Here is a 25224-nt window from a genome sequence, read left to right as displayed (position 1 = left end):
GGCGGGCATAGGAGGATCGCTCAACCAGGGACTGCCGCCATGCCGCTCAGCGATTCCGACCGCACCGAGATCGAGGCCGCGCGCGCCGAAACCGCGCCGACCCGCCGCGCCACCGTGCCGGCGCTCGAGGCCATGCTCTTCAGTGCGATGCCCGTGCTCGATCACGGATTCGTTCGCGTCATCGACTATATGGGCGACGATGCCGCGGTGGTTCAGGCGGCGCGCGTCTCCTACGGCCGGGGCACCCGCAAGGTGAGCGAGGACGAGGGGCTGATCCGCTACCTCATGCGCCACCGGCATTCCACACCCTTCGAAATGTGCGAGATCAAGCTGCACGTGAAGCTGCCGATCTTCGTGGCGCGCCAGTGGATCCGCCATCGCACCGCGAACGTCAACGAATACTCCGCCCGCTATTCGGTGATGGACCGGGAATTCTACATCCCCTCCCCGGCCAATCTCGCCGCGCAGTCAGCCAGCAACCGCCAGGGCCGCGGCGATCTGCTCGAGGGCGACGAGGCGGCCGAGGTGCTCGCCATGCTGCGCGCGGATGCCGGGCGGAACTATACGCATTACGAACACATGCTGAACGAGGGCGGCGCCGACCCCTCCCGCCGCGGCCTCGCGCGGGAACTCGCCCGGATGAATCTGACGCTCAACACCTATACCCAGTGGTACTGGAAGACCGACCTGCACAACCTCTTCCACTTCCTCTCGCTGCGCGCCGATCCGCACGCCCAGTACGAGATCCGCGCCTATGCCGAGGCCATCCTCGACATCGCCCGCGCATGGGTTCCGGCGAGTTGCCGGGCGTTCGAGGAATACCGCATGGGGGCGGCAAGCTTCTCGGCGACGATGCTGGCCGTCCTGCGCCGGATGCTGGCCGGCGAACCGGTTGATCAGCCGCAATCCGGCCTCTCGAAACGCGAATGGGACGAGATGATGGCCGCCCTCGCCCCGCCCGGGCCGATCTGACCGACGCCTTTTTACGAAATATTTCGGCTGTTTGAACTTATGTCCTTGACGAGACGCGCAACTTTCCGCGCAATGACATGCAATCCGGGCGCGGACACGGCATCGCCCCGAGGGACTGCGAGGAGCACCGTATGAATCGCGACCATCCGTTCATCGCCCAATGCGACAAGGCCCTGGCCGACATCCGCGCCGCCGGGCGCTATCGCCGGTTCGTCGCGCTGGAAAAGCTGGCCGACCGCTTTCCGTATTACAAGGTGACGATGGAAGGCCACACCCAGGACATCCTGGTCTGGTCCTCGAACGACTATCTGGCCATGGGCACCGACCCGGAGGTGATCGAAGCCTCGATCGAGGCCGCGCGCACGATGGGCGCCGGCGCCGGCGGCACCCGCAACATCGCCGGCTCCTCGCCGATCCATGTCGCGCTGGAGGCGGAGCTTGCCGCGTTGCATGGCAAGGATGCCGCCCTGCTCTTCACCTCGGGCTATGTCTCGAACCAGGCGACGCTGACCGCGATCCTCAACTCCATGCCCGGTTGGCACGTGTTTTCCGACGCGCAGAACCACAATTCGATGATCGTCGGCATCAAGGGCGGCAAGGCGGCGACGGTGCATGTCTTCGCCCATAACGACCTGGCCGATCTCGAGGCCAGGCTGGCGGCCGCGCCGGCTGACGCGCCGAAGATGATCGCCTTCGAGAGCGTCTACTCGATGGACGGTGACATCGCCCCGATCGGGGCGATCTGCGACCTCGCCGACAAATACAACGCCATCACCTATCTCGACGAGGTTCACGCCGTCGGCATGTATGGTCCGCACGGCGCCGGCGTCTCCGAGCGCGACGGCGTCGCCCACCGCCTCACCATCATCGAGGGCACGCTCGCCAAGGCCTATGGCTGCCACGGCGGCTATATCGCCGGCGATGCCAGCGTGATCGACTATATCCGTTCGGTCGCCGCCGGCTTCATCTTCACCACCGCCCTGCCCCCGCCCACCGTTGCGGCGGCGCTCGCCTCGATCCGGCGGCTGAAGGTGGATCAGGCCCGGCGCGATACGCTGTTCGAGCGGGCGAACCTGCTGAAATCCAAATTCGACCAGGCCGGCCTGCCGCGCTTGTCGACGGAAAGCCACATCGTCCCGCTGATGATCGGCAACGCGGCACGGGCAACCGAGGTCTCGATGCGGCTGATCCGCGAATTCGGCATGTATGCGACCCCGATCAACTACCCGACGGTGCCCGCCGGAACAGAAAGGCTGCGATTTACGCCCGGCCCGAAACATACCGAGGCAATGATGGACGAACTGGTCCGGGCGCTGCGCCACATCCTGTCCGGAGACCAGGCGACGGCCGCGGCCTGATTCGATCTTGCAGGGTGAGCCAAGCCTCGTTATAGGCTCCGGGACATGCCGACATAGCTCAGCGGTAGAGCAACTGATTCGTAATCAGTAGGTCCCCAGTTCAATCCTGGGTGTCGGCACCATCTCCCCTCCTTGCGTTCGAAACGAAGGGTCGAGGCCGCCGGGCCCCCTCACGACACGATGTATGCCCTCAGGGAGTCGACCTCGAATTCGGCTTCCTCGATGCGGGCTTTCACGAGATCGCCGATGCTCACCAGCCCCACGAGCGTATCGTCCTCAAAAACCGGAAGATGACGGCAGCGATTGGTGGTCATGGCCAGCATGGCGTCGAGAATGGTGACATCGGGCGTGCAAGAGGCGACCAGGCGCGTCATCAGATCCGCGACGGTGCGGGTCTTGATGTCGCCGTCGAAATCGCCGACCGATCTCATGATGTCGCGCTCGGACAGCATTCCGACAAGTCCGCCGCCATCGTCGACCACCGGCGCGGCGCCGATCCGCTTCGCGGCAAGAAACCTTGCCGCCTGGGGGACCGACTGCCGCCCCTTGAGGACGACGGCCCCCCAGCCTTTCTGGTCCAGAATCTGTCGAATCGTTGTCATCGCTCATTCTCCGTCGTGGCGATACGGGTCTTGTCACGATCGCCGGAAAGACGATCCTCGCTGAACGCCCCCTCGGGAACTCCGATCCGGATAGCCAAACCCCGATAGCCAAACTCCAAGAGCCAAACTCCAAGAGCCAAACAAAGACTTTACGGGAGCGGTTCCGATAAGCCGTTTTCAGAAACTATGATCCCTCCGCCCCGGCAGAACCAGTACTTTAATGATCTACGCCAGAGGCCAGCCATGCAAAAGGCAAGGGTTTCTTGAAGAATTACCCGGCCGGACGAGGCTCTACCCGAGCATCATCTTTATGAAAGACATCACCGGCGCGGGATAGGTTCCCAGAACCACGAGCGCCACCATGAGCACACCGATCAGAGCGCGGCCCGATACCGGCACATCGAGGCGACGCGCAGGATCATCCTCCGGCGAGGGCGGCAAGCCCATCGCGATCAACAGGCGCAGGTAATAGAACAGGCCAATCACGCTGCCGAGCAGCAGCGCCGCGACCGGCCAGAACAACGCGGTGCCGACACCGGCGACGACAAGGTAGAATTTGGCGATGAAGCCCATCGTCGGCGGCATGCCGGCAAGCGAGAGCAGCATCAACGCGAGGCCCGCGGCAAGGAACGGGCGGGTGCGGAACAGGCCGCGATAATCCTCGATCCGGTCGGCGTCGCGCCCCGCGCCGGGCGCGCTGAGCAGGGCGACGATGCCGAAGGCGCCGAGGCTGGTGACCGCGTAGGCCGCCAGGTAATAGGCCGCGGCATCCACGCCGAGCGCCGGGGCGGCGAGAAAGGCGACGAGCAGGTAGCCCAGATGGGCGATCGAGGAATAGGCGAGCAGGCGCTTCACGTTGGTCTGCAGCAGGGCGAGCAGGTTGCCGGCGAGCATGGACAGGATCGCGACCGCGGCGATGCCGGCGCGGAGCGAGGCATCCGCATGACCGCCGGCGAGGGCGAAGAAGCGCAGGATCACGGCGAAGACCGCGATTTTAGAAACCACGGCGATGAAGGCGGTAACCGGCGCGGGCGCGCCCTCATACACATCGGGCGTCCACATGTGGAACGGCACCAGCGAGAGCTTGAAGCCGACGCCGGCGAGAATGAGCGCGATGCCGGCGAGGCGGTAGAGATCGGCCGGGCCGGCTTCATGGACGAGCGCGCCGATGCGGGCGAAGGACATCGTGCCGAAGGCGGCATAGATCAGCGCCATGCCGAACAGCAGAAAAGCCGAGGCGGCGCCGCTGAGGATGAGATATTTGGTGCCGGCCTCGGCCGCGCTGCCGCGCGGGCCGGCATAGGCGATCAGCCCGAGCAGCGAGATGCCGAGCGTTTCGATGCCGAGGAAGAACGAGGCGAAATGCACGCTCGCCGGCAGAATGGCGGCGCCCAGAGTCGCGGTGAGCAGAAGCAGATAGTATTCCTCGCGCGGCCCCTCGCCCACCCGGTCGAGATAGATCCACGAGAGCGCGGCGACGACCAGGGCGGAGACGAGCACCAGCCCGGCGTAGAACAGCGCGGCGCCGTCGATCACGAAAAGCGGCGTCACCGCGACCGGGGATGCGGGGGCGGCGAGCGGCAGGGCGATGCAGCAAAGCAGCAGGCCGGCGATGGTCGACAGGGCGATAAGGCGATGATCGCGGCGAATGGCGATCAGCAGCATGACCAGGATCGTCACCGCGCCGAGCAGGGTGAAGGGCGCGAAGGCGGCGAAGGCCGGGGCGGTCAAGGCCGGGGCGGTCATGGCGCGCGCTCCGCGACATGTTCGGGCAACGCCGCCGAGACCGCGGCGCTGTGCTGCACGGCGGCGAGGCCCGGCGCCACCTCGTCAACGACCGGCTGCGGATAGAGGCCGAGCCCGACAATGGCGACCACCAGCACCGCCATGACGGCGAGATGCGGCGGCGAGAGATCGGCGATCGCGCGATGATGCGCCGGCTCCTGCGGCGCGCCGTGGAAGGCGCGCTGGACCAGCAGCAGCGAATAGGCGGCGGCGGCGACCAGCCCGAAAGTGGCGATGACGGTGAAGACCACACTGGCCTGGAAGCTGCCAAGCAGGATGAGGAATTCACCGATGAAATTGCCGAGGCCGGGCAGGCCGAGCGAGGCGATGGCAAAGAACATGCCGCAGGCGGACAGGCGCGGCACCATCCCCCAGAGCCCGCCCATGCGCCGCATGTCGCGGGTGTGGATGCGTTCCTGCAAGGCGCCGACCAGCACGAAGAGCGCACCGGTGCTGATGCCGTGCGCCAGCATCTGCACGACCACGCCCTGAAGCGCGAGCGTGCTCCAGGCGAAGACGCCGAGCAGGACGAAGCCCATGTGGCTGACGCTGCTGTAGGCGACCAGGCGCTTGAGGTCGTTCTGCCCGAAGGCGAGCAGCGCGCCGTAGAGAATTCCGGCGACCGCGAGCGCCATCGCCACCGGCGCGAAAGCATGCGCCGCCGCGGGAAACAGCGGCACCACGAAACGGATCAGGCCGTAGGCGCCGGTTTTCAGCAGGATGCCGGCGAGCAGCACGGAACCCGCGGTCGGGGCTTCGGTATGGGCGTCCGGCAGCCAGGTGTGGAACGGCACCGCCGGCAGCTTCACCGCGAAGGCGATGAAGAAGCCGAGCATCAGCAGGAAGCCTGTCGTCGGGCTCATCTTCGTGCCGAGCAGCGCAAGATAGTCGAAGGTCAGATCGCCGGTCGCGCGCTGGTGGATGAAGACGAGCACGAGGATCGACACCAGCATGAGCAGGCCGCTGCCCTGGGTGAAGAGGAAGAACTTGATCGCCGCGTAGGAGCGGTTCTCGTGCCCCCACAGCGCGATGATGAAATACATCGGCACCAGCATCAGTTCCCAGAAGAAGAAGAACAGGAACAGGTCGAGCGCGAGAAAGACGCCAATGACGCCGGCGGTGGTCCAGAGCAGGTTGGCGTGGAACAGGCCGGAGCGGTCGGTGATCTCGGTCCAGGAAATCACGACGCAGACGAGGCTGAGCACGATCGTCAGCAGGATCAGGACCAGGCTCAGCCCGTCGAGATCGAGTTCGAAGGAGATGCCGAGCTGCGGAATCCACGAGTGGTCGAACTGCGCGATCCAGGCGCCGTGGCCGGGTGCGAGGGCGGCGCCGATCAGGGGGAGTGCAACGAGAAGTTCGAGCGTGAGCACCGCGATCGCCACCCAGCGCGGCGCGTCCGGGTCGCGCGCGCCGGCGATCCAGGCCAGCACGCCGCCCACCGTCGGGAACAGGATGAGCCAGAACAGGATCATCGCAGCACCGCGATCGCGATGAGGCCGACCGAGCCGATGGCCAGGCTCGCGGCATAGAGGCGAACATTGCCGGTCTGGGTGCGGCGGATCGCCCGGTGAAGCGCCTGAGTGCCCCAGGCGACGCCGTCATAGACCCTGTCGATGAAATCGTCGCGGTCGATGCGGGCGGCCCAGATCACGGGGCGGACCAGCAGGCGGTCATACAACGCGTCGAACCCGGCGGCCCCATGCCAGAACCGCCAGAGCGGCGTTTCGGCCGGCGGGCGGGACGGGCGCCAGTAGAGCGCGGCGGCCAGCGCGATCCCGAGGATGGAGGCGGCGCTGGCGAGCAGCAGCGGGGTCATGTCGGTCACCTCCCTGGTCGGGGGCAGCACCGGCGCGAGGAGCCTGGAGAGCAGCGTGACGTGGCCGAAGGCCGGCGGCAGCTCGATGAAGCCGCCGACCAGCGACAGCGCCGAGAGCACCACCAGCGGCATGACGACGCGCCAGCCATAGGCGCCGCTGACAGGGGTGTGCTCCTCGCCGAAAAAGGCGATGAAGACGGCGCGGAAGATATAGATCCCGGTGACGAACGCGCCGATCACGCCGGCGAGCCAGAGCACGCGGCCGCCATTGCCGTCGGCCCAGGCGCCCGAGAGGATCGCCTCCTTGCTGTAGAACCCCGAGGTGATCAGCGGCAGGGCGGCGAGGGCGGCGCTGCCGATCAGGAAGCTCCAGAAGGCGGCGGGCAGGCGCCGGGCGAGGCCGCCCATCCGGTAGATGTCCTGCTCGTGATGCAGGCGCATGGTGACGGCGCCGGCCGAGAGGAACAGCAGCGCCTTGAAGAAGGCGTGCGTCATGAAGTGGAACATCGCCGCGCGCCAGGCGCCGACGCCGAGGGCAAGGAACATGTAGCCGATCTGGCTCATCGTCGAATAGGCGAGGATGCGCTTGATGTCGTTCTGCGCCAGCGCGCTGAAGCCGGCGAGCAGCAGGGTCGCCGCGCCGACGATGCCGACGGTGATTTCCGCCGCCGGCGCGAGCAGGAACAGCACATGGGTGCGGGCGATGAGGTAGACGCCGGCGGTGACCATCGTCGCGGCGTGGATGAGCGCGCTGACCGGGGTGGGGCCGGCCATCGCGTCGGGCAGCCAGGTCTGCAGCGGCAACTGCGCGGACTTGCCGACGGCGCCGCCGAGCAGGAGGAAGGCGATCAGCGTCGCGGCCGGCGCGCCGACATGCCAGGTGTGGGCGGCCTCGCGCATCGCCCCGGCGATGTTCAGCGTGCCGAGGCGGCTGGCGATCAGCAGCAGGCCGATCAGGAAGGCGGTATCGCCGACGCGGGTGACGATGAAGGCCTTGCGCGCGGCGAGCCCGTTGGCGGGGTCGCGCCACCAGAAGCCGATCAGCAGATAGGAACAGAGCCCGACCCCTTCCCAGCCGGCGTAGAGGGCGAGGAAATTGTCAGCCATCACCAGCAGCAGCATCGCGGCGACGAAGAGGTTGAGATAGGCGAAGAAGCGGCCATAGCCGTCCTCGCCCTCCATGAATTCGGTCGAGAACAGGTGGATGAGGAAGCCGACGCCGCTGGTGACGAGCATCATCAGCAGCGAGAGCGGATCGACCCGCAGGGTGATGCCGAAGGAAAAACGCCCGACCGCGAACCAGCGCCACAGGGCCTGCTGGTAGGCGGCGCCCGGCGGCGGGTGCAGCAGGAAGGCGCCGGCGATGGCGAAGGCGATGACGGCGGCGAGGCCCACCGAAAGCACGCCGGTCAGCGCCTCGGCGCGGTGCGACAGTCGCCCGGCACCGAGCATGAGCACGATCGAGCCGAGCAGCGGCAGGGCGGGGACGAGCCAGAGAAAATGCTGCATCGTTCTACCCTCTCAGACCGTCGCCGGCATCGGCGTCGAGCGTGGGAATGCGCCGGTGCATCAGCAGGATGAGCGCCAGCCCGACCGAGACTTCCGCGGCGGCGAGCGTGAGCACGAGGATGAACATGATCTGCCCGTCCGGCGAGGCCCAGCGGGCGCCGGCGACGATGAAGGCGACGCCGGCCGCGTTCAGCATCACCTCGAGCGACATCAGCATGAACAGCAGGTTGCGGCGGACCAGCACGCCGACGAGGCCGAGCGCGAAAAGGATCGCGGCGAGCAGCAGACCCTGGTCGAGCGGAACCGTCGCCATCGCGCTACTCCGGTCCCATGATCGAGCGGCCGAGATGAAACGCCGCGACCAGCCCGGCGAGCAGCAGGAACGAGGCCAGCTCGACCGCGAGCATGTAGGGGCCGACCAGCGCGACGCCGACCGCATGCGGGCCGATCACCGCGGCGGCGGGCCGCGGCAGGCCGCCGGAGAGGGCGACACCGCCGAGTTCGATGGCCAGCAGCAGGGCCAGGATCGACGGGCCGATCCAGGTTGCGGGGCGAAGCCAGCTGCTTTCGAGCCGGGCCGCCGCCTCGCCGATGTTCAGCATCATGATGACGAAGACGAACAGCACCATGATGGCGCCGGCATAGATGATGACTTCGAGCGCCGCGGCGAAGGGCGCGCCGAGCACGAAGAACACGAGCGCGACGGCGAGCAGCGAGACCGTGAGATAGAGCAGCCCGTGCACCGCGGACGGGCGGGTGATCATCATCGCCGTCGCGACGACCGCGATGATCGCGGAGATGACGAAGGTGGCGTTCATGATCCGTTATGCCTTCCCCTCCCGTCGCGGTTCATGGCAGCAGGCTGCGCGTGTCGATCGGCTTGCGCTCGCGCGCGGCCTCGCCCTTGTCCTTGCCCGGGATCGCGAGGCCGGACACGCGGTAGAAATTGTAGTCGGGATACTTGCCGGTGCCGCTGATCAGCAGGTGCTCCTTCTCGTAGACGAGGTTCTGCCGGTCGTATTCGCTCATCTCGAAATCCGGGGTGAGCTGGATCGCGTAGGTCGGGCAGGCCTCCTCGCAGAAGCCGCAGAAGATGCAGCGGGAGAAATTGATGCGGAAGAATTCGGGATACCAGCGCCCCTCGGCTTCGGTTTTCTGCAGGCTGATGCAGTCGACCGGGCAGGCGACCGCGCAGAGATAGCAGGAGACGCAGCGTTCCTCGCCGTCCGGGTCGCGGGTGAGCACGATCCGGCCGCGATAGCGCGGCGCGAGATAGGGCATCTCGTCGGGATACGACACCGTCACGTTGCGCTGGAACAAATGCAGGAACGTGTACCAGAGCGTGACCAGCGAACTCAGCATGACCCCCTCCCCTTCATGCGGCCGGCCCGGCGAGCATCAGCGCGCCGGTGACGAGAATGTTCAGCAAGGTGAGCGGCAGCAGGATTTTCCAGCCGAACGCCATGAACTGATCGTAGCGCGGGCGCGGCAGGGCGGCGCGCAGCAGGATGAAGAAGGCGACGAAAAACCCGGTCTTGATCGCGAACCAGAGAAACGGCGGCAGCAGCGGGCCATACCAGCCGCCGAGGAACAGCACCGTCGTCATCGCCGAGACGACGATGATGCCGATATATTCGCCGACGAAGAACATGCCGAACTTCATGCCGGAATACTCGGTGTGGAACCCGGCGCCGAGTTCGTTCTCGCCCTCGGGCAAATCGAACGGAAGGCGATGGGTTTCGGCGATGCCGCCGAGGAAGAAGACGACGAAGCCGATGAATTGCGGCACCACGTACCAGAGATGCCGCTGGCTGTGGACGACATCGGTCAGGTTGAACGAGCCCGCGAGCATCACCACGCCCACCAGCGACAGCCCCATGAAGACCTCGTAGCTGACCATCTGGGCGGCGGCGCGCATGCCGCCGAGAAGCGAGAACTTGTTGTTCGACGACCATCCGGCGAGCACCACCGAGTAGACGCCGAGCCCGCTCATCGCGAGAAAGAACAGCAGGCCGACATTGAGATTGCCGATGATGCCGATCATCGGCGTCGCCGGAACAACGGCGATGGCGAGCATCACCGTGACCATCGAGATCGCCGGGGCGATGACGAAAATGACCGGGTCGGCGAAGGGGGGAATCCAATCCTGCTTGAAAAGCAGCTTGATCCCGTCGGCGACGACCTGGAGCACGCCGAAGGGGCCGGCGCGGTTGGGGCCGTAACGGTCCTGCCAGAAGCCGAGCAGGCGGCGCTCGATCCAGGTCAGCAGGCCAGCCGCCGCCATCAGCACCGCGAGGCCGATCACGACGTTCAGCAGGCCGATGACGATCTCGTTGCCGTGGGTCATGACACCTTCGGCTCCGCCGGGCGCAGCCGCAGCCATGCGGGCACGGCGTGCGCCGTCTGCGCGAGGCCGGCGAGACCCACGACCCCGCGCGGCAGGGCGGGATCGATCTCGACCGCCAGATCCTCCCGCGCATCGCCGATCGCGCAGGAAACAGGCTGGCCGGCGGCGACGCCGAGCGAGGCTGCGTCCGCGGCGTTGAGGACGAGCGCGGGTGGTGCCGCGCGGTCACGGATCGCCGGGGCGCGGCCGGCCTGTTCATCGTCATTGAAGACGCGGGGCAGCAGGACCGCGCGCCACTCGTCCAGCCGCGGGGAGAACGCGGCGGGGATCGTTGCGTCGTAGCGAAGCGTGGCGTCCGGCCGCGCTTCGAGCAGGCGCACGCCGGGATCGCCGCCCTTGAGCGGGCCGTCGATTTCCGCCTGGAAGCGGTTGAGCGACTGCACCGAGTTCCAGCCCGGCGCCCAGAACACCGGGCGCAGGGCCGGCGGGATGGTGCCGTGATGGCCTTCCATCGTCGCGCTGAAGGGCGAGTCCGCCGGGACGGGCGGCATCGGTTCATGGACGCTGCGCCCGGCATCGATCGCGGTGCGGCCGGAATAGCGCCGGGTTTCGCTGGCGATGCGGGAGCCGACGACCCGGAAATCCGCCGGCGGCGCGACAGCAGGCAGGCCGGCGAAACGCGGCATCGCCGCCGCCAGGGCCGCGGCAATGGCCTCGATCGTGGTCAGGCCCTCGCAGGCGTCGAGACCCGCCGTGCGGGCGGCGGCGACAAGCCAGCGCCAGGATTCGGCGATGCCGTCTTCGGCGATGATCGGCGGGTAGAAGCGCTGCGCCCGCCCCTCGGCGCTGACCAGGGTGCCTTCGGCCTCGGCGAAGCTCGCGGCGGGCAGGACGAGATCGGCGCGGCGCGTGGTGGGGCTGTCGGAATGGTCGAGCACCACGAGGCGCGCGGCGGCGAGCCCGGCCTCGATCGCCGCCGCCGGCGCGCGGCGGTCGAGGTCGTTCTCGATCACGATGACGAGGGATGCCCGCCGCGCCAGCGCGGTTTCGACACTGGCCTCCCCCGCCGCCATCAGGGCGAGGCCGAGGCTGTTGCATTCGGGAACGTTCAGCAGCAGCGCCGGCGTCTTGCCGCGGGCGCGCAGGGCGGCGGCGATGTTGGCGGCGGCGCGGATGATGCTCTCCTCGCCGCTCTCGACGCCGGAGACGACGAGCGGGTTCGGCGCGGCGAGCAGCGCCTCGGCGATCTCGCGCGCGGCGGCGGCGAGGTCTTCGGTGATATCGGGAACATCCGGTGCCGCGGGGTCGATCCGGGCGGCCACCGCGAAGCCGAGCCGCGCGATGTCGTCCGGCGCGGCGCGGAGGGCGCGCTGGGCGATGTCGTCCAGCCGTGTCGAGGCGGGGGTGGCGATAAACACGGGGCTTCGCGTGTCGCCGGCGTGATTGCGCACGCCGGTATCCTGCCAGACGGGAATTTTCACCGCCGCCGCCCGCGCGATGCCGGCGCCGCGCGAAGCCTGACGGATGGAGAGCGCCGCGCGCGGGGCGGCGTTGGGCAGGTCCGAGCCGAGAACAAGCACCGTATCCGCCGTCTCCATCTCGCGCAGCGAGGGGACATGCACGGCGCCCGAGCCGAGAATATCGGCGACGAGGCGCAACAGGCGCGCCTCCCCGCGCTGACGCCGGGGTAGAAATTCCGGTCGCCGACGAGCTGGCGCAAAACGTGGTTCGATTCCAGCGAGGCGCGCGGCGAGCCGATGCCGATGACGGTGCCGCCGGCGCGCAGCAGGTCGGCGAGCCGGGCGATCGCGTCGTCGCGGTCGATCGCCGCCAGGCTTCCATCATCGCCGCGCCCCATCGCCGCGCGCAGACGGTCGGGTTGGTTGACGAAGCCATAGCCGAAGCGCCCGCGATCGCAGAGGAAATAGGTATTGACCGCGCCGTTGTAGCGATTGACGATCCGGCGCAGGCGATCCGCGCGGGCATTGGCGATGGTGTTGCAGCCAAGGCCGCAATGGGCGCAGATCGAGGGCGCGCCCCGCATGTCCCATTTGCGGACGTAATGGGCGGAAAACGTCTTGTCGGTAAACACGCCGGTCGGGCAGATCTCGATGAGATTGCCGCTGAACTCGCTCTCCAGCGCGCCATCGGCGTGGCGGCCGAAATAGACGTGATCATGGGCGGCGAAAACATCGATATCCCGGCCGCCGGCATAGTCGCGATAGAAGCGTGAACAGCGGTAACAGGCGATGCAGCGGTTCATCTCGTGCTTGATGAACGGCCCGAGATCCTGGTTGCGATGGGTGCGCTTGGTGAAGCGGTAGCGGCGATAGGTGTGGCCGGTCATCACCGTCATGTCCTGCAGGTGGCATTCGCCGCCCTCTTCGCAGACCGGACAGTCATGCGGGTGGTTGACCATCAGCCACTCGATCACGCTGGCGCGGAAAGCGACAACCTCGGGATCGGCGATCGAGAAGCGCGCGCCCTCCGGCACCGGGGTCATGCAGGCCATCACCATGCGGCCGGTCTGGTCGTCCGGCCCGTCATACTGCTTGACCGCGCATTGCCGGCAGGCGCCGACCGAATCGAGCGCCGGGTGCCAGCAGAAATACGGCAGGTCGAGCCCGGCGCCGAGGCAGGCCTGGAGCAGGTTTTCATCGGGCTTCGCGGTCAGGGTCTTGCCGTCCACCTCGAAGGTCGTCATGCCCAGCCCTCCGCCGTGTCGTGCCAGGGGCAGCGCCCTTCACTGACATGTCGTTCGAATTCCTCACGGAAGAATTTCAGGCCGCTGCGCAGCGGCGCCATCGCGCCGGGGGCGAGATCGCAGAAGGTGCGGCCGGGGCCGAGGAAGTCGACATGGTGGGCGAGCAGCTCGATGTCATCCGCCGCGCCCTCGCCGGCTTCCAGCGCCGCGAGAATGCGCTCGACCCAGGGCAGCCCGTCGCGGCAGGGGGTGCACCAGCCGCAGGATTCCTGGGCGAAGAAATGCTCGATGTTGCGCAGCAGGCCGACCGGGCAGCGCCTCTGGTCCAGCACCAGGATGTTGGCGGTGCCGAGCCAGCTGCCGATCTTGCCGACGGAGTCGAAATCCATCGGGACGTCGAAAGTCTCGCGCATGATGAACGCGGTCGACGCGCCGCCGGGCAGCACCGCGCGCGCCTCGTAGCCCTCGCGCATGCCGCCGGCATGCTCCTCGATGATCTCGTTGAGCGGCGTGCCCACCGGCAGTTCCCACAGACCCGGGCGCTTGACCCGGCCGCTGACGCCGTAGAGCTTGGTGCCGCCTTCGGTCGCGCTACGGCTCAGGCCGAGAAACCAGTCCGCGCCGCGCTCGATGATCGAGGGCACGCAGCACAGCGTTTCGACATTGTTGACGACGGTCGGCTTGCCCCACAGGCCGCTGGTCGTCGAGCGCGGCGGGCGGGTGCGCGGCACGGCGCGCTTGCCCTCCAGCGCGGAAAACAACGCGCTGGCCTCGCCGCAGATATAGCGCCCGCCGCTGCCATGGACGTGGATGGTGAGCGAGAAGCCGGAGCCCAGGATGTCGGCGCCCAGATAGCCGCGCGCCTCGGCCTCGGCCACGGCGCGGGAGAGCCGCTCCATCGCCAGCACGTATTCGCCGCGGACGAAGATATAGGCGGTCTCGGCCTGAACCGCGAAGGCGCCGATGATGATCCCCTCGATCATCAGATGCGGCGCGGCTTCGAGCAGGAGACGGTCCTTGAAGCTGCCGGGCTCCATCTCGTCGGCATTGATGATGAGGTAGCGGTGGCGCGGCGCATCCTCGCCGTGCTGCACGCCTTCCCATTTGCGGCCGGCGGGGAAGCCCGCGCCGCCGCGGCCGCGCACCTTCGCCCGCTTGACCTCCTCGACGACGCGTTCCGGCGACATGCCGAAGGCCTTGCGCATCGCCGCATAGCCGCCGGCGCGCTCGTAGCCGGCGATGTCGAGCGGCTGGCGGCCGGGCTGGATGTATGAAGTGAGCGGTCTGTCCACCATCGCCATCACCTGTATTGCTCCAGGATCGCGTCGATCCGCTCGGGGGTGAGGTCGCCGTGCAGGTCGTCGCCGATCATCATCGCCGGGGCGCGGTCACAGCAGCCGAGGCAGACGATCGGCAGAAGGGTAAAGCGGCCGTCCGGCGTGGTTTCCCCCGGCTCGATGCCGAGGCGCTGGCGCAGCAGGTTGCGCGCGGCGGTGGCGCCCATCACCCAGCAGGCCACGCTGTCGCACAGCAGAATGACATGCCGGCCCACCGGGCGGCGGAAGATCAGGTTGTAGAAGGTGGCGACGCCATCAAGCTCGGCGGGCGTCATGTCGAGAAGGGCGGCCACTTCGGCGAGATGGTCGTCGGAGACATGGCCGTGGCGCTTCTGCACCGCCTTCAGCGCGTCGATCCCGGCGGCGCGCGGGGTTTCGGACTCCCGCCTGAGAGTGGCGATCGTCTCGCGCAGGGCGGGATCGAGCGGCGCCGATGCCGGATCGTGTTCAGCGGTCGACATCGGCCATCACGAAATCGATGCTGCCGATGATCGCGATCAGATCGGCGACATAGGCGCCGCGGCTGATCAGCGGGATCATCTGCAGATGGGGAAAGGAGGGGGTGCGGATGCGGGTGCGGTAGGAGACGGTGTCGCCATCGGCGACCAGGTAATAGCCGTTGATGCCCTTGGTCGCCTCGATGCTGACCATCGCCTCGCCCGGCGGCAGAACGGGCCCCCAGCTGACATTGAGGAAATGGGTGATGAGGGTTTCGATGTCCTGCATCGTCCGCTCCTTGAGCGGCGGCGTCGTCAGCCGGTGGTCGGACTTGTAGGGCCGGGCGGCATGTTGTTGAGGCACTGGCGGATGATGCGCAGGCTCTGGCGGATTTCCTCGATATGGACGACCACGCGGTCGTAACAGTCGCCGTTGTGGCAGATCGGAATGTCGAACTCGAGCTGGTCGTATCCCGAATAGGGGCGCTCGCGGCGATAGTCCCAGCCAAGGCCGCAGGCGCGCAGCCCGGGGCCGGTCACGCCCCAGTCCAGCGCCTCCTCCAGCGTGTAGGCGCCAACGCCGATCGTGCGCGCCTTGAAGAGGCGGTTTCGCATGACGAGCTTGTCGTATTCATCGAGCCGCTTCGACTGGTAGTCGAGATAGTCGCGGATCATCCGGTCCCAGCCCTGCGGCAGATCCGCCGCGACACCGCCGATGCGGAACCAGGCCGGATGCATGCGGAAGCCGCAGATCGCCTCGATGATCTGGAACACCCGCTCGCGGTCGGAGAACATGTAGAAGACCGGCGAAAGCTGGCCGACATCCTGCGACATGGTGCCGTAGAAAACGAGATGGCTCGCGATGCGGAACAGCTCGGCGAGCATGATGCGGATCATCTGCGCGCGGGAGGGCACCTCGATCCCGGCGAGGCGCTCGACCGCCATCACGTAGGGGAAGTTGTTCATCACGCCGCCGAGATAGTCGATGCGGTCGGTATAGGGGATGTAGGTGTGCCAGGACTGGCGCTCGGCCATCTTCTCGGCGCCGCGATGATGAAAGCCGATCTCGGGCACGGCGTCGACGATTTCCTCGCCCTCGAGCTGGAGGATGATGCGGAACACGCCGTGGACGCTCGGATGGTTGGGGCCGAGATTGAGGAACATGAAGTCGGAGTTCTCGCTGTGCCGCTTCATGCCCCAGGCCTCGGGGTTGAAGCGCAGCGCCTCCTGTTCGGCGCGCTCCTTCTCCTCGGTGAGGATGTAGGGGCCCATTTCGGTGGCACGGGCGATATAGTCCTTGCGCAGCGGATGCCCGGTCCAGGTCGGCGGCGTGAGGATGCGGAACAGGGTCGGGTGGCCGGCGAAGCCGATGCCGAACATGTCCCAGACCTCGCGCTCATACCAGTTGGCGTTGGGCCAGATATCCGCGATGCTTCTCACCTCCAGCGCGCCCTCGGCGAGCGGCACCTTGATGCGCACATCGTCGTTCCGCTCGAAGGAGACGAGATGATAGACGAGGGTGAAATCGGCTTTCGGCAGGCCGTCGCGATGGACGCGCTGGCGTTCGTCGATCGCGGTGAGGTCATAGAGCATCTGGAACCGCTGCGCTGCGCCCTCGCGCAGGTGCCGGATCACGGCGTGCAGGATGTCGCGATCGATCCAGATGGTCGGGATTTGGTCGGCGGTCTGTTGCAGGGTGAACGCGATCGGCCCGAGCGTGCGGACCAGGTCGGACACGATGCGCTGTTCGGCCTCTGTGGCGGGGATGCTGTTGAATTCCGTCAGCATCCCGCCCTCCCTACACGCTGTCCGGCGTGGGGAGGCTGCCGGCCGCTTGCCTCTCCTGGTGTTTGAGATCGCGGAAGCTGGGCCGCTCGATCTTCTCGGCGCCGTTGGGCCCGATCATCCAGCTCAGCGGCCGGCGTTCGGAGCCGATCGAATTCTGCAACAGCGTCAGCCCTTCAAGCAGCGCGTCCGGCCGCGGCGGGCAGCCGGGCACGTAGACATCGACGGGCAGGAAGCTGTCAGCGCCCTGAACGACGGCGTAGATGTCATACATCCCGCCCGAATTGGCGCAGGCGCCCATCGAGATCACCCAGCGCGGCTCCAGCATCTGGTCGTAGAGATACTTGATGACGGGCGCCATCTTCACGAAGACGGTGCCGGAGATGACGATCAGGTCGGCCTCGCGCGGGGTGGCGCGCAGCACTTCCGAGCCGAACCGGGCGATGTCGAACTTGCTGGTGAAGGCCGTCGCCATCTCGACATAGCAGCAGGAGAGGCCGAAATTGAACGGCCAGATCGAATATTTCCGCCCCCAGGCCACCATGTCCTCCAGCCGGCCGAGGGCGACGTTGCGGCGCACGGCGTCGGTGAAGGTGCCGCCGCCGGGGGATGCGGCGGGCGGATGGCCGGCGGCGCCGAGGCCGCGGAGCAGCGGCGCCGTCGTGGAAGCCTGTTGTCCCGTTCCGCCTTTGCCGAAGGTGAACCGCATCGCCTCAGCGCCCCCGCGCCCTGGCAAGCCGCCGCGGCCTCGGCCCCCATTCCAGCGCCCCCGCGCGCCACAGATAGACGAGCGCGGCAAGCAGCGCGAGAACGAAGACCGCGATCACGCAATAGCCGGTCCATCCCGCTTCATGAACGGCGGTGGCCCACGCATAGAGATACGCCGCTTCAAGATCGAAGATCACGAAGAACATCGCAATCAGATAGAACTGCACGGGCAGCCGGAAGCGGGCGTAGCCCACGGTGACGATGCCGGATTCAAAGGGCTCGCTGGTGGCCCGCTTCAGGTGCCGCTGACCAAGAAAGTGGGACACCCCGATCATGCCCGCGACCAGCACGACCACGCAACAGGTATACAGCAGCATTACCCAATAATGGGCTGAATACTCCATAGTCGACGTCCTTCCCACCAGCAGCGCGGACACCGCGAAAAACGATGCCAACCGCAAAACGACAGGACTATTAGTTTCTTAACTGACACTACTCACTTGCCGTCTGTCAAGAAGACTTTCATCAATGGGAATATTCAAATTTCCAACGGCATGAAAATCAATATGTTATCGCCCCGTGCGACGGACAAACGGCAAGAGGCGAATGAAGCGCATCACGGCGGAGGGCGCCCGTCGCCCCGCGGCGAACCCGAAACGCATGACGCCTGCCCGACATGTCCGCCGCCGCCCGAGCCGGAGATAATTGTTTTTTCTGGAGCGCTTTCCGATCCATCCGGATCGGATGGAGTGCTCTATGGCATTGATAAATAGAGCATCAATCATCGCGCGGATGGATAACAATACCGAGGCCGATCCGGAGTCCCGTTCCGCTGGCCCGGCATTGTCTTCGAGCATAGTCATCCTGAGCGAGCGTGACAGCCTTGCCATTCACCCGGATGAAAGGCCCTTCGACTGGCTGAACCTGAAACATGGCGATCGATTTTTTATTGATCGAAACATCCTTTATTATGTTTGAACTGAAAGACATATCCACCATGAATCGACAGGTGGTTTCAGAAATATTTTTTATATTTATTCTGTATTTATTTGTATTGCTTTGATCGAATGAAATTGAAAAGTTTTTCTGTTTTTGATTTTCGCTATTGATCATATGAATCAACTGACCTGGCTCAAGATTTCTATAATTTTTTATCTGCTTGAAATAATACATACTTCTCTGATTGTAGTAATTTTTATTCGAAAATAAATATATATGATTATCATAAGTATATTTGGCGGCAAGGACAATGATTGCCGCTGAAAAACAGCCCGACAGGAGCCCGAGCAACAACCACTCCGACCGTTTGAAAAACTCCATGACCCAGCCTGCTTTTCGTAGGTTTTCAGTTCACCGCCGAGTCGCTTATCGTCTAATCATGAATATATAATTAATAATGTTATCAAACAATTTGATAAAATTCATAAATAAAAATCGATACCGTAAATCGAAACAAAAGAAGCCCCGACCAAGGCCGGGGCATTAGTTTGGAACAGGGAAAAAAACGTCTGGGAGAAACGTCTGTCTCGTCAATACAATGCTTTCACGGTTCCCCGACATGATCTGGATCAACAGGCGACGAAATTCGGCTTGGAGCATCTTTATCCCGCGCGGTCGTCATCGCTGGCCGGCCCCTTGGAGGCCCTGAGCAGCATGCCAAACAAGTCTCGCGGTTCGTCGGGATCGGCCAGCATGTCGAGTTCGTCGTAAAGCCCCGTTCCCGCCAGCAATGAGCGGACATAGCGCAGCGCCGAAAAATCCTCCGTCGCAAAGCCGACCGAGTCGAACACCGTGATCTGTCTCGCATCCCGCCGCCCCTCGGCCGTCCCGCAAATCACCTCCCAAAGTTCCGTGACCGGATGATCCGCGGGAAGTTGCTGAATTTCCCCCTCGATACGGGTCTGTGGCATGTATTCGACAAATATATCCGAACGCAGCAAAATATCCCGATGCAGTTCGGTTTTTCCAGGACAGTCACCGCCGACCGCATTGATATGAACTCCCGAGCCAACCATGTTGTCGCTCAGAGCCCGAATCTGAATGGTAGTGCGACTATCGGTGACGGGCGATTTTTCGTGTGAGCAGGCGGATATGGGCGAGGAAGAGCCATGCGGTGGCGCTGGTAACGGTGGCCTCGAAATCCCTTGCGAGACGTCGGCATCTGCCGAGCCAGGCGAAGGTTCTTTCTACCACCCAGCGCCGCGGCAGGAGTTCAAACCCGCTCGCGGCGTCGGAGCGCTTTACGATCTGTATGGTCCATTTGCCGATTTTGGCGAGGCGTCCATTGAGTTTAGGACCGGCATAACCGCCGTCAGCGAATATGTGCCGCAACCAGGGATACAGGGATTTGACGGATTTGAGCACGTCGGGCGCCCCGTCGCGGTCCTGAATACCGGCATGATGAACGACGGCACCGACGAGGTGGCCGATTGTATCTGTGATGATGTGGCGCTTGCGGCCCTTGATCTTCTTTCCGGCATCGAACCCGCGCGGCCCGCCGGCTTCGGTGGTCTTGACCGACTGACTGTCGATCACACCGGCTGTGGGCGAAGCCTCGCGTCCGGCCATTTCCCGCGCCTGCATGACTAGGACGTGATTGATGCGATCGAACGTGCCGTCACGACAGAAGCGGTAGAAATACCCCTGCACGGTGGTGAACGGAGCGAATTCCTTCGGGATCTGGCGCCACTGACAGCCGGTTGCCAGCATGTAGAAGATGGCCTCCACAATCCTTCGAAGCGCCACCCTTCGGGGTCGGCCTCGATGCTGCGGAGCGGGCATGAACGGCTCGATCATGGCCCATTCAGCGTCGGTGAGGTCGCTTGCGTAGCGCAATCCGGCCCGGCAATATCGTCGCCGAGCGATTTCAGTCCAGGTCATCGTGTCTCCGTCCGTCTTCGCAAACGAACTGAATCACAACTTACTGAAATCGCTCAACTATCTTTTTCGGTCCGGCTCTCAGAATCGTGGCGTATTGCTTGTCCGCCGTGACCGTTGTGATGATATCCGCGCCGGACACCGCCTCTTCCGCCGACCGGCAGGGCGTTACGTCGATATCGAATCCAGACAGGTTGCGCATGCATTTGCGCGTCGCGGCCGCATCGATGTCGAACAGCCGGAGCTGGCGGAGTCCAAGCAGGCTGCGGAACGCGATCGCCTGAAATTCCGACTGCGCGCCATTGCCGATAATGGCCATGCATCGGGCGTCCCGCGGGGCGAGCCGCCTTGCCGCGACCGCGGAGGTCGCCGCGGTCCGCAGCGCCGTGAGGAGTGTCATTTCCGAAAGCAGAACGGGATAACCGGTCCCGACATCGGCGAGAACCCCGAAAGCGGTGACCGTCTGCCGCCCCTCGCGCATGTTCTTCGGATGGCCGTTGACGTATTTGAACCCGTAGGTCCGGCCATCGCTGGTGGGCATCAGTTCAATCACCCCCTCGGGACTGTGCGATGCGACGCGGGGGGTCTTGTCGAAGCTCGGCCAGCGTCGGAAATCATCCTCGATCTGAGCGGCCAGCCCGGTGATGAACTGTTCAACGCCGTGGCGCAGCACCAGCTTCATCATGTTGTCGACATTCACGAACGGCACGATGTTCAATCTCGGATTCATCCGGCGTAACTCCTTGTCGGGGTATCCAGCACCCGCCGGCCGAGAAGGCTGGCGAGCAGGTCAACCATCAGAACGGCGGTGCGTCCGCGTTCATCGAGGAACGGGTTGAGTTCGACGAGATCGACACTGCCGACGAGGCCGCAGTCATGCAGCATTTCCATGACGAGATGCGCCTCGCGGACCGTCGCCCCGCCAGGCACCGTCGTCCCCACGCCCGGCGCAATCCCGGGGTCGAGAAAATCGACATCGAGACTCACATGCAGGTGCCCGCCCGCCGCCGCCACCCGCCCCAGAAACGCGCGGAGCAATGGCGCAATGCCGTGCTCGTCGATCGCCCGCATATCGTGAACGGTCATGCCGGCAGATTCGATCACCCGCCGCTCCGCCGGATCGACGCTGCGGATGCCGAGCATGCAGACATTCGCGGGGTCGACGATGGCCGGCTGCGGCGGGAAGAACCCCTCGAACCCCGGCTGCCCGGTCGCATAGGCCATCGGCACGCCGTGCAAGTTGCCGCTTCTGGTCGTCTCCAGAGTATGCAGGTCCGGGTGGGCATCCAGCCACAGCACGAAAAACGTCTTCCGCCACTCCGTCACCCTGCGGCAAAGCCCGGTCAGCGATCCCGCGGCAAGGCTGTGATCGCCGCCGAGGCAAACCGGAAACACATCGGGCGAATCGAACGCGGCATAGGCCGCATCGGCCAGGGCCGACGTCCAGCCCACAACCGCCGGCAACTCCCGGATCGCGCGATTGCCATGAGGCGCCGGCCGGGCCGGCGCAGGGGCGACATTGCCCAGATCCTCCACGGCATGGCCGAGTTCGGCGATCGCCCTGGCGATCCCGGCCGCCCGGAAGGCGCTTGGCCCCATATCGCAGCCAGGTCGTCCCGCCCCGTCCTGAACCGGGGCGCCAATCAGCCGGCATCGCTTTTGCTGCGCCATCACACCCCCGCGATCAATCTGCATCCATCCTCCAAGGGAACTACGGAACGATGGCGGAGGTGAGCCGAATTATTGATAAAAATGACTACCTGTTTTGCCAGTTTGCCTGATATTTTTGATCAGAATGCGGAACCCCTCCATGGAACAGCCCGTCTCTCTCGATGACAGACTCATCACCCTGTTGCGCCACAATGGCAGGCGAAGCATTTCCGACCTCGCCCTCGCGCTGGGCGTCTCGCGCGCCACGGTTCGCGCCCGGATCGAACGGCTGGAGCGTGGCGGGGTGATCATCGGCTACACGGTCGTGCTGCGTGCCGATACGGTCGCGGCCCCCGTGCGGGGGATCATGCTGATCGAGGTCGAGGGGCGCGCCGCGGACCAGGTCGTCCGCGCCCTCGGCGGCTTTCCCGAAATCATCGAGATCCACACCACGAACGGCAAATGGGATCTCATCGTCGAACTCGCCGCCCCAAGCCTCGCCGATCTCGACGCGACTCTGCGGCGGATCAGGCTGATCCCCGGCATAACCGGCAGCGAAACCAACCTGCTCCTCGCCACCCCGCGCAGCGCGCGGGCGAGGCTTTAGAGCATCATCCATCCAGCGCCGGAAGCTCGACGCGCCGGATATCCCGCTGCGATGCCCGGCCGCGCGCCGGGGCGGTCACCGCAGTGCGAACCTCGCCCGCTCAGTCCGCCTTGTCCGGCCCGTCGATATGAGGAACAACCGCGCTTCCACTGCGCGACGAGCGTGACGCGGCCTCGATCACGGCCATCACCGCCAGCGCAGCGCCCGGCGGCACCGGGCCATCGCCGCCGCCGGGCAAAGCGTCGCGCAGTTCGGCGTAATACCTGCGATGATCTCCGGCCGGAACGGGAATGTCCCGAATCGTGCCGGATGGGTCGAAATGCAGCATGGCATCGGGATCTTCGCCCCATCCTGTCGCCCCCGGCCGCATGCCTGCCCGCAGCTGGTCTTCCTGGATATCGGCGAAACGTTTGACCAGCGTTCCCTTGTCGCCATGCGCGACGAAGCGGTGCCCGCCGCCGCACGCCAGCATTCCGGCATGCAGAATCACCCGCCGCGGGCCATAATCGAGAATCACATGCACCCAGTCCTCAACCACGGCGCCCTTCCGCTGGGCGGCGAAATTGGCCTGCACGCGGTGCGGCATCCCGAAAAGGCAAAGCGCCTGATCGACGAGATGAGGGCCGAGATCGAGCCATAATCCGGCCCCCGGAACGGCCTGCTCCCGCCAGCGCGGCCGCACCTGCGGACGGAACCGGTCGATATGGGATTCGAAATGGCGGACTTCGCCGATCAGCCCATCCGCGATGGCCTTGCGAACCGCCAGAAAATCGCTGTCCCAGCGCCGGTTCTGGAAAACGGAAACAATCCGGCCGGCACGCCGCGCGGCCGCGACGACGGCGCGCGCGTCCGCGAGGTCCAGCGTGAAGGGCTTGTCGACAACAACGTGTTTCCCGCTCGCCAGCGCCGCTTCGGCGAGAGGACGATGCGTCTCGTTGGGCGAGGCCAGAACGACCAGATCGATGTCGTCGCGATTGATCAGCGCGAGCGGGTCGGCCTCCACCGCCAGGCCTGGCAGATCGGCGTGAACCCTCGCCGCATCGCGCGAGGCGATCGCGGTCAGCCGATAGCCCCCGGTTGCCGATATCAGCGGCGCGTGGAATGTGCGGCCGGCATAGCCATAGCCGATCAGGCCGACACGAATTTCGCCACCTCCCGCCATCATGTGCCCGACCGGGTGCCGGACCTCATGCGATCTTCGGGATCGTGACGCCGATCATGTCACCCGCCGTGACGATCGACGCCAGCCTCTCCTCGTCCCAGCCATCGGTTCCTTCAGGGCGCCGCGGCAGAACCATCCACCGGTAATCGGCCGTGGAGTCGACAATGCGAAGCTTCACGCCGGCCGGAACGATCGTCCCCCATTCCGCCAGCAACCCGCGCGGATCGCGCACGGCGCGGGCGCGGTAGGACGCCGACTTGAACCAGAACGGCGGATAGCCCAGAACCGCCCGCGGGTAGCAGCTGCACAGCGTGCAGACGACGAGATGATGCACCGACCCGTCGTTCTCGACGACGCCGAGCGGCGGCGCGCCCCGCATGACCACCCCCAGCTCCTCCACCGCACGGGTTCCGTCCCCGAGAAGGCGCTGGCGGAACAGGGGATCAACCCAGGCGCGCGCGACGATGCCCCCCCCCTGGGCCGGGCTCGCCGCCTCGGTAATCGCGATCCGGTCGGCGATCTCGGCCGGCGAAACGATGGATTTCTCCGCCAGGATATCGCGGATGGCGACGAGAAGCCGCTCGGCGGAAACGCGCAGCAGGTCGTCCGGCGCGCTCATGCTCTCTCCAGCCAGGTTTCGTAAATCTCGATGAGGATCTCGTCGTCTCCCTGCCCCTCGGGCCATATCGCCTGCCGCGGAAAGGCGACATGGTAAAGCGCGAGGTCGCGCGCCGGCCGGGCGAAGGCCAGATCCTCCGGATTGGGAAACCGCCCGAGATAGGCGCGGATCTCACCCGGCATGCCGCGAACGTAGTGCGGCGTGCGTATGTGCACGGCCCCGCCTGTCTCCGGCCAGTCATCCCGCACGCGAACAGGGTCGCCGGCGGAGAACAGGCTCATGCCGCCGCCAGGGCGCGGCGCAACTCCGCCTCGGTGACGACGCCGCGCCGCAGCAGATTATCGGCGATCGAGCGGATCCAGCGCTGATAATACCCCAGAGCGTGATACTCCGGTTCGGGAATCGCCTCGATCCCGCGGCGCAGTTCATCGACGCTCATCAACCCCTTCAGGCTGAGCAACTGCCGCAGCGCATCGACCTCGCGATCGAAATCGGTCAGCACATGAGGCTCGGTATCGACGCCGGAGCACATGAACGCCGAAACACCGCCCAGATCGTGATGCGCCCGTGGCCGGTTTTCCGGCAACCGCCCGCTCGTCGATGTTTCGCTGTCCTCGGTCATGGAAACAGTCTAGCGCAGGACCACCGCAGCACAAGCCACCACCGCGGCCTGACCGCACGCCGCGCCGCGGATCAGCCTGAACACGATTTCGAGTGGGATGGTGGGCGCACAAGGACTCGAACCTTGGACCCGCTGATTAAGAGTCAGCTGCTCTACCAACTGAGCTATGCGCCCATCACACATGATCGTCCGCGTCGCACCGCGTCGACAGAGGCCGTCTAGCAAGATCGGCCCGGTCTGTGAAGAGGCCGATCCACCACTTGATCAATCGGCGGATATGGCGAATTAGAAACAGGATCGGCCATGCAGGCTCCCGCAATGCAC

The 25224-nt window shown here is 65.5% G+C and carries 24 protein-coding genes, 2 tRNA genes and 3 pseudogenes; 4 read left to right on the top strand and 25 right to left on the bottom strand.

What is annotated here, in order from left to right; genetic code table 11:
• Positions 1 to 39: 39 nt before the first annotated feature.
• The 3 genes from thyX to ACIDOCELLA78_RS82910 all read left to right on the top strand — a co-directional run bounded on the left by thyX (position 40) and on the right by ACIDOCELLA78_RS82910 (position 2452).
• Complete coding sequence (gene thyX, locus ACIDOCELLA78_RS82920; RefSeq protein WP_201727743.1) at positions 40 to 972, top strand: FAD-dependent thymidylate synthase; 933 nt, start codon at positions 40 to 42, stop codon at positions 970 to 972.
• Between the two features lie 131 nt (positions 973 to 1103).
• Positions 1104 to 2330, top strand: a complete 1227-nt coding sequence (hemA, locus tag ACIDOCELLA78_RS82915) for a 5-aminolevulinate synthase (protein WP_201727742.1) — start codon at positions 1104 to 1106, stop codon at positions 2328 to 2330.
• Positions 2331 to 2377: 47 nt separating this feature from the next.
• Positions 2378 to 2452: transfer RNA gene (locus ACIDOCELLA78_RS82910), tRNA-Thr, on the top strand.
• 48 nt (positions 2453 to 2500) lie between these two features.
• Here ACIDOCELLA78_RS82910 and ACIDOCELLA78_RS82905 read toward each other — a convergent pair.
• The 20 genes and pseudogenes from ACIDOCELLA78_RS82905 to rocF form a co-directional block, all read right to left on the bottom strand.
• Positions 2501 to 2932: a CBS domain-containing protein gene (locus ACIDOCELLA78_RS82905; RefSeq protein WP_201727741.1), complete on the bottom strand. Its 432-nt coding sequence runs from the start codon at positions 2930 to 2932 to the stop codon at positions 2501 to 2503.
• 291 nt (positions 2933 to 3223) lie between these two features.
• Positions 3224 to 4678, bottom strand: coding sequence for an NADH-quinone oxidoreductase subunit N (locus ACIDOCELLA78_RS82900; RefSeq protein ID WP_201727740.1), 1455 nt, complete (start codon positions 4676 to 4678; stop codon positions 3224 to 3226).
• Complete coding sequence (gene nuoM / locus ACIDOCELLA78_RS82895; protein ID WP_201727739.1) at positions 4675 to 6192, bottom strand: NADH-quinone oxidoreductase subunit M; 1518 nt, start codon at positions 6190 to 6192, stop codon at positions 4675 to 4677. The genes ACIDOCELLA78_RS82900 and nuoM overlap by 4 nt, the downstream gene beginning before the upstream one ends.
• Complete coding sequence (nuoL, locus tag ACIDOCELLA78_RS82890; protein ID WP_201727738.1) at positions 6189 to 8045, bottom strand: NADH-quinone oxidoreductase subunit L; 1857 nt, start codon at positions 8043 to 8045, stop codon at positions 6189 to 6191. Before nuoL ends, nuoM begins: the two co-directional genes overlap by 4 nt.
• A gap of 4 nt (positions 8046 to 8049) precedes the next feature.
• On the bottom strand, positions 8050 to 8358 hold the full coding sequence (nuoK, locus tag ACIDOCELLA78_RS82885; RefSeq protein WP_174502903.1) for an NADH-quinone oxidoreductase subunit NuoK: 309 nt from the start codon (positions 8356 to 8358) through the stop codon (positions 8050 to 8052).
• Positions 8359 to 8362: 4 nt separating this feature from the next.
• Positions 8363 to 8863, bottom strand: a complete 501-nt coding sequence (gene nuoJ / locus ACIDOCELLA78_RS82880) for an NADH-quinone oxidoreductase subunit J (RefSeq protein WP_201727737.1) — start codon at positions 8861 to 8863, stop codon at positions 8363 to 8365.
• A 31-nt stretch (positions 8864 to 8894) separates the two neighbouring features.
• Complete coding sequence (nuoI, locus tag ACIDOCELLA78_RS82875) at positions 8895 to 9407, bottom strand: NADH-quinone oxidoreductase subunit NuoI (protein ID WP_007423370.1); 513 nt, start codon at positions 9405 to 9407, stop codon at positions 8895 to 8897.
• A gap of 13 nt (positions 9408 to 9420) precedes the next feature.
• Positions 9421 to 10392 (bottom strand): NADH-quinone oxidoreductase subunit NuoH, encoded by a 972-nt coding sequence (nuoH, locus tag ACIDOCELLA78_RS82870; RefSeq protein ID WP_201727736.1) that lies wholly within the window; start codon positions 10390 to 10392, stop codon positions 9421 to 9423.
• Positions 10389 to 11714: a molybdopterin-dependent oxidoreductase gene (locus tag ACIDOCELLA78_RS82865; protein WP_374223221.1), complete on the bottom strand. Its 1326-nt coding sequence runs from the start codon at positions 11712 to 11714 to the stop codon at positions 10389 to 10391. Before ACIDOCELLA78_RS82865 ends, nuoH begins: the two co-directional genes overlap by 4 nt.
• 155 nt (positions 11715 to 11869) lie before the next feature.
• The gene (gene nuoG, locus ACIDOCELLA78_RS82860) at positions 11870 to 13096 is read right to left on the bottom strand and encodes an NADH-quinone oxidoreductase subunit NuoG (RefSeq protein WP_249675040.1); all 1227 of its coding nucleotides are present in this window, start codon (positions 13094 to 13096) and stop codon (positions 11870 to 11872) included.
• Entirely contained in the window at positions 13093 to 14397 is a 1305-nt protein-coding gene (locus ACIDOCELLA78_RS82855; RefSeq protein WP_201727735.1) for an NADH-quinone oxidoreductase subunit F, read from the bottom strand. Before ACIDOCELLA78_RS82855 ends, nuoG begins: the two co-directional genes overlap by 4 nt.
• Positions 14397 to 14894 carry an NADH-quinone oxidoreductase subunit NuoE gene (gene nuoE / locus ACIDOCELLA78_RS82850; protein WP_201727734.1) on the bottom strand — a complete coding sequence of 166 codons (498 nt, stop codon included), beginning with the start codon at positions 14892 to 14894 and terminating at the stop codon, positions 14397 to 14399. The genes ACIDOCELLA78_RS82855 and nuoE overlap by 1 nt, the downstream gene beginning before the upstream one ends.
• Positions 14881 to 16658, bottom strand: a pseudogene (gene nuoC / locus ACIDOCELLA78_RS82845) (NADH-quinone oxidoreductase subunit C/D). Before nuoC ends, nuoE begins: the two are co-directional and overlap by 14 nt.
• 10 nt (positions 16659 to 16668) lie before the next feature.
• Positions 16669 to 17364 carry an NADH-quinone oxidoreductase subunit B gene (locus ACIDOCELLA78_RS82840; RefSeq protein ID WP_201727733.1) on the bottom strand — a complete coding sequence of 232 codons (696 nt, stop codon included), beginning with the start codon at positions 17362 to 17364 and terminating at the stop codon, positions 16669 to 16671.
• Positions 17365 to 17368: 4 nt separating this feature from the next.
• A complete protein-coding gene (locus tag ACIDOCELLA78_RS82835; protein WP_201727732.1) occupies positions 17369 to 17767 on the bottom strand; it encodes an NADH-quinone oxidoreductase subunit A in 399 nt (132 codons plus the stop codon).
• A 373-nt stretch (positions 17768 to 18140) separates the two neighbouring features.
• A complete protein-coding gene (locus tag ACIDOCELLA78_RS82830; protein ID WP_201727731.1) occupies positions 18141 to 18683 on the bottom strand; it encodes a hypothetical protein in 543 nt (180 codons plus the stop codon).
• A gap of 281 nt (positions 18684 to 18964) precedes the next feature.
• A pseudogene (locus ACIDOCELLA78_RS82825) lies at positions 18965 to 19390 on the bottom strand (ornithine cyclodeaminase); the annotation flags it as partial.
• A 25-nt stretch (positions 19391 to 19415) separates the two neighbouring features.
• A complete protein-coding gene (locus ACIDOCELLA78_RS82820; protein WP_201727504.1) occupies positions 19416 to 20243 on the bottom strand; it encodes an IS5 family transposase in 828 nt (275 codons plus the stop codon).
• Positions 20244 to 20322: 79 nt separating this feature from the next.
• Positions 20323 to 20970 (bottom strand): annotated as a pseudogene (locus ACIDOCELLA78_RS82815) (ornithine cyclodeaminase); the annotation flags it as partial.
• Positions 20967 to 21935 (bottom strand): arginase, encoded by a 969-nt coding sequence (gene rocF, locus ACIDOCELLA78_RS82810; protein ID WP_249675038.1) that lies wholly within the window; start codon positions 21933 to 21935, stop codon positions 20967 to 20969. The pseudogene ACIDOCELLA78_RS82815 and the gene rocF, both read right to left, overlap by 4 nt.
• A 115-nt stretch (positions 21936 to 22050) precedes the next feature.
• On the opposite strand from rocF, the gene ACIDOCELLA78_RS82805 reads away from it, so the two are divergent.
• The gene (locus ACIDOCELLA78_RS82805; protein WP_201727730.1) at positions 22051 to 22497 is read left to right on the top strand and encodes an Lrp/AsnC family transcriptional regulator; all 447 of its coding nucleotides are present in this window, start codon (positions 22051 to 22053) and stop codon (positions 22495 to 22497) included.
• 100 nt (positions 22498 to 22597) lie between these two features.
• Here the strand turns inward: ACIDOCELLA78_RS82805 and ACIDOCELLA78_RS82800 are convergent, their stop codons facing one another.
• The 5 genes from ACIDOCELLA78_RS82800 to ACIDOCELLA78_RS82780 all read right to left on the bottom strand — a co-directional run bounded on the left by ACIDOCELLA78_RS82800 (position 22598) and on the right by ACIDOCELLA78_RS82780 (position 25074).
• Positions 22598 to 23662, bottom strand: coding sequence for an oxidoreductase (locus ACIDOCELLA78_RS82800; protein ID WP_201727729.1), 1065 nt, complete (start codon positions 23660 to 23662; stop codon positions 22598 to 22600).
• Positions 23663 to 23684: 22 nt separating this feature from the next.
• Complete coding sequence (locus tag ACIDOCELLA78_RS82795; protein ID WP_201727728.1) at positions 23685 to 24278, bottom strand: nitrile hydratase subunit alpha; 594 nt, start codon at positions 24276 to 24278, stop codon at positions 23685 to 23687.
• The gene (locus ACIDOCELLA78_RS82790) at positions 24275 to 24559 is read right to left on the bottom strand and encodes an SH3-like domain-containing protein (RefSeq protein ID WP_201727727.1); all 285 of its coding nucleotides are present in this window, start codon (positions 24557 to 24559) and stop codon (positions 24275 to 24277) included. Before ACIDOCELLA78_RS82790 ends, ACIDOCELLA78_RS82795 begins: the two co-directional genes overlap by 4 nt.
• Positions 24556 to 24900 carry an SH3-like domain-containing protein gene (locus ACIDOCELLA78_RS82785; RefSeq protein WP_201727726.1) on the bottom strand — a complete coding sequence of 115 codons (345 nt, stop codon included), beginning with the start codon at positions 24898 to 24900 and terminating at the stop codon, positions 24556 to 24558. The genes ACIDOCELLA78_RS82790 and ACIDOCELLA78_RS82785 overlap by 4 nt, the downstream gene beginning before the upstream one ends.
• Before the next feature lie 98 nt (positions 24901 to 24998).
• Positions 24999 to 25074: transfer RNA gene (locus ACIDOCELLA78_RS82780), tRNA-Lys, on the bottom strand.
• Between the last annotated feature and the right edge of the window lie 150 nt (positions 25075 to 25224).

The sequence above is a fragment of the Acidocella sp. C78 genome (genome assembly GCF_907164655.1).
Note: the sequence above shows the minus strand (reverse complement) of the source record. Positions and strands in the feature narration are given on the sequence as shown.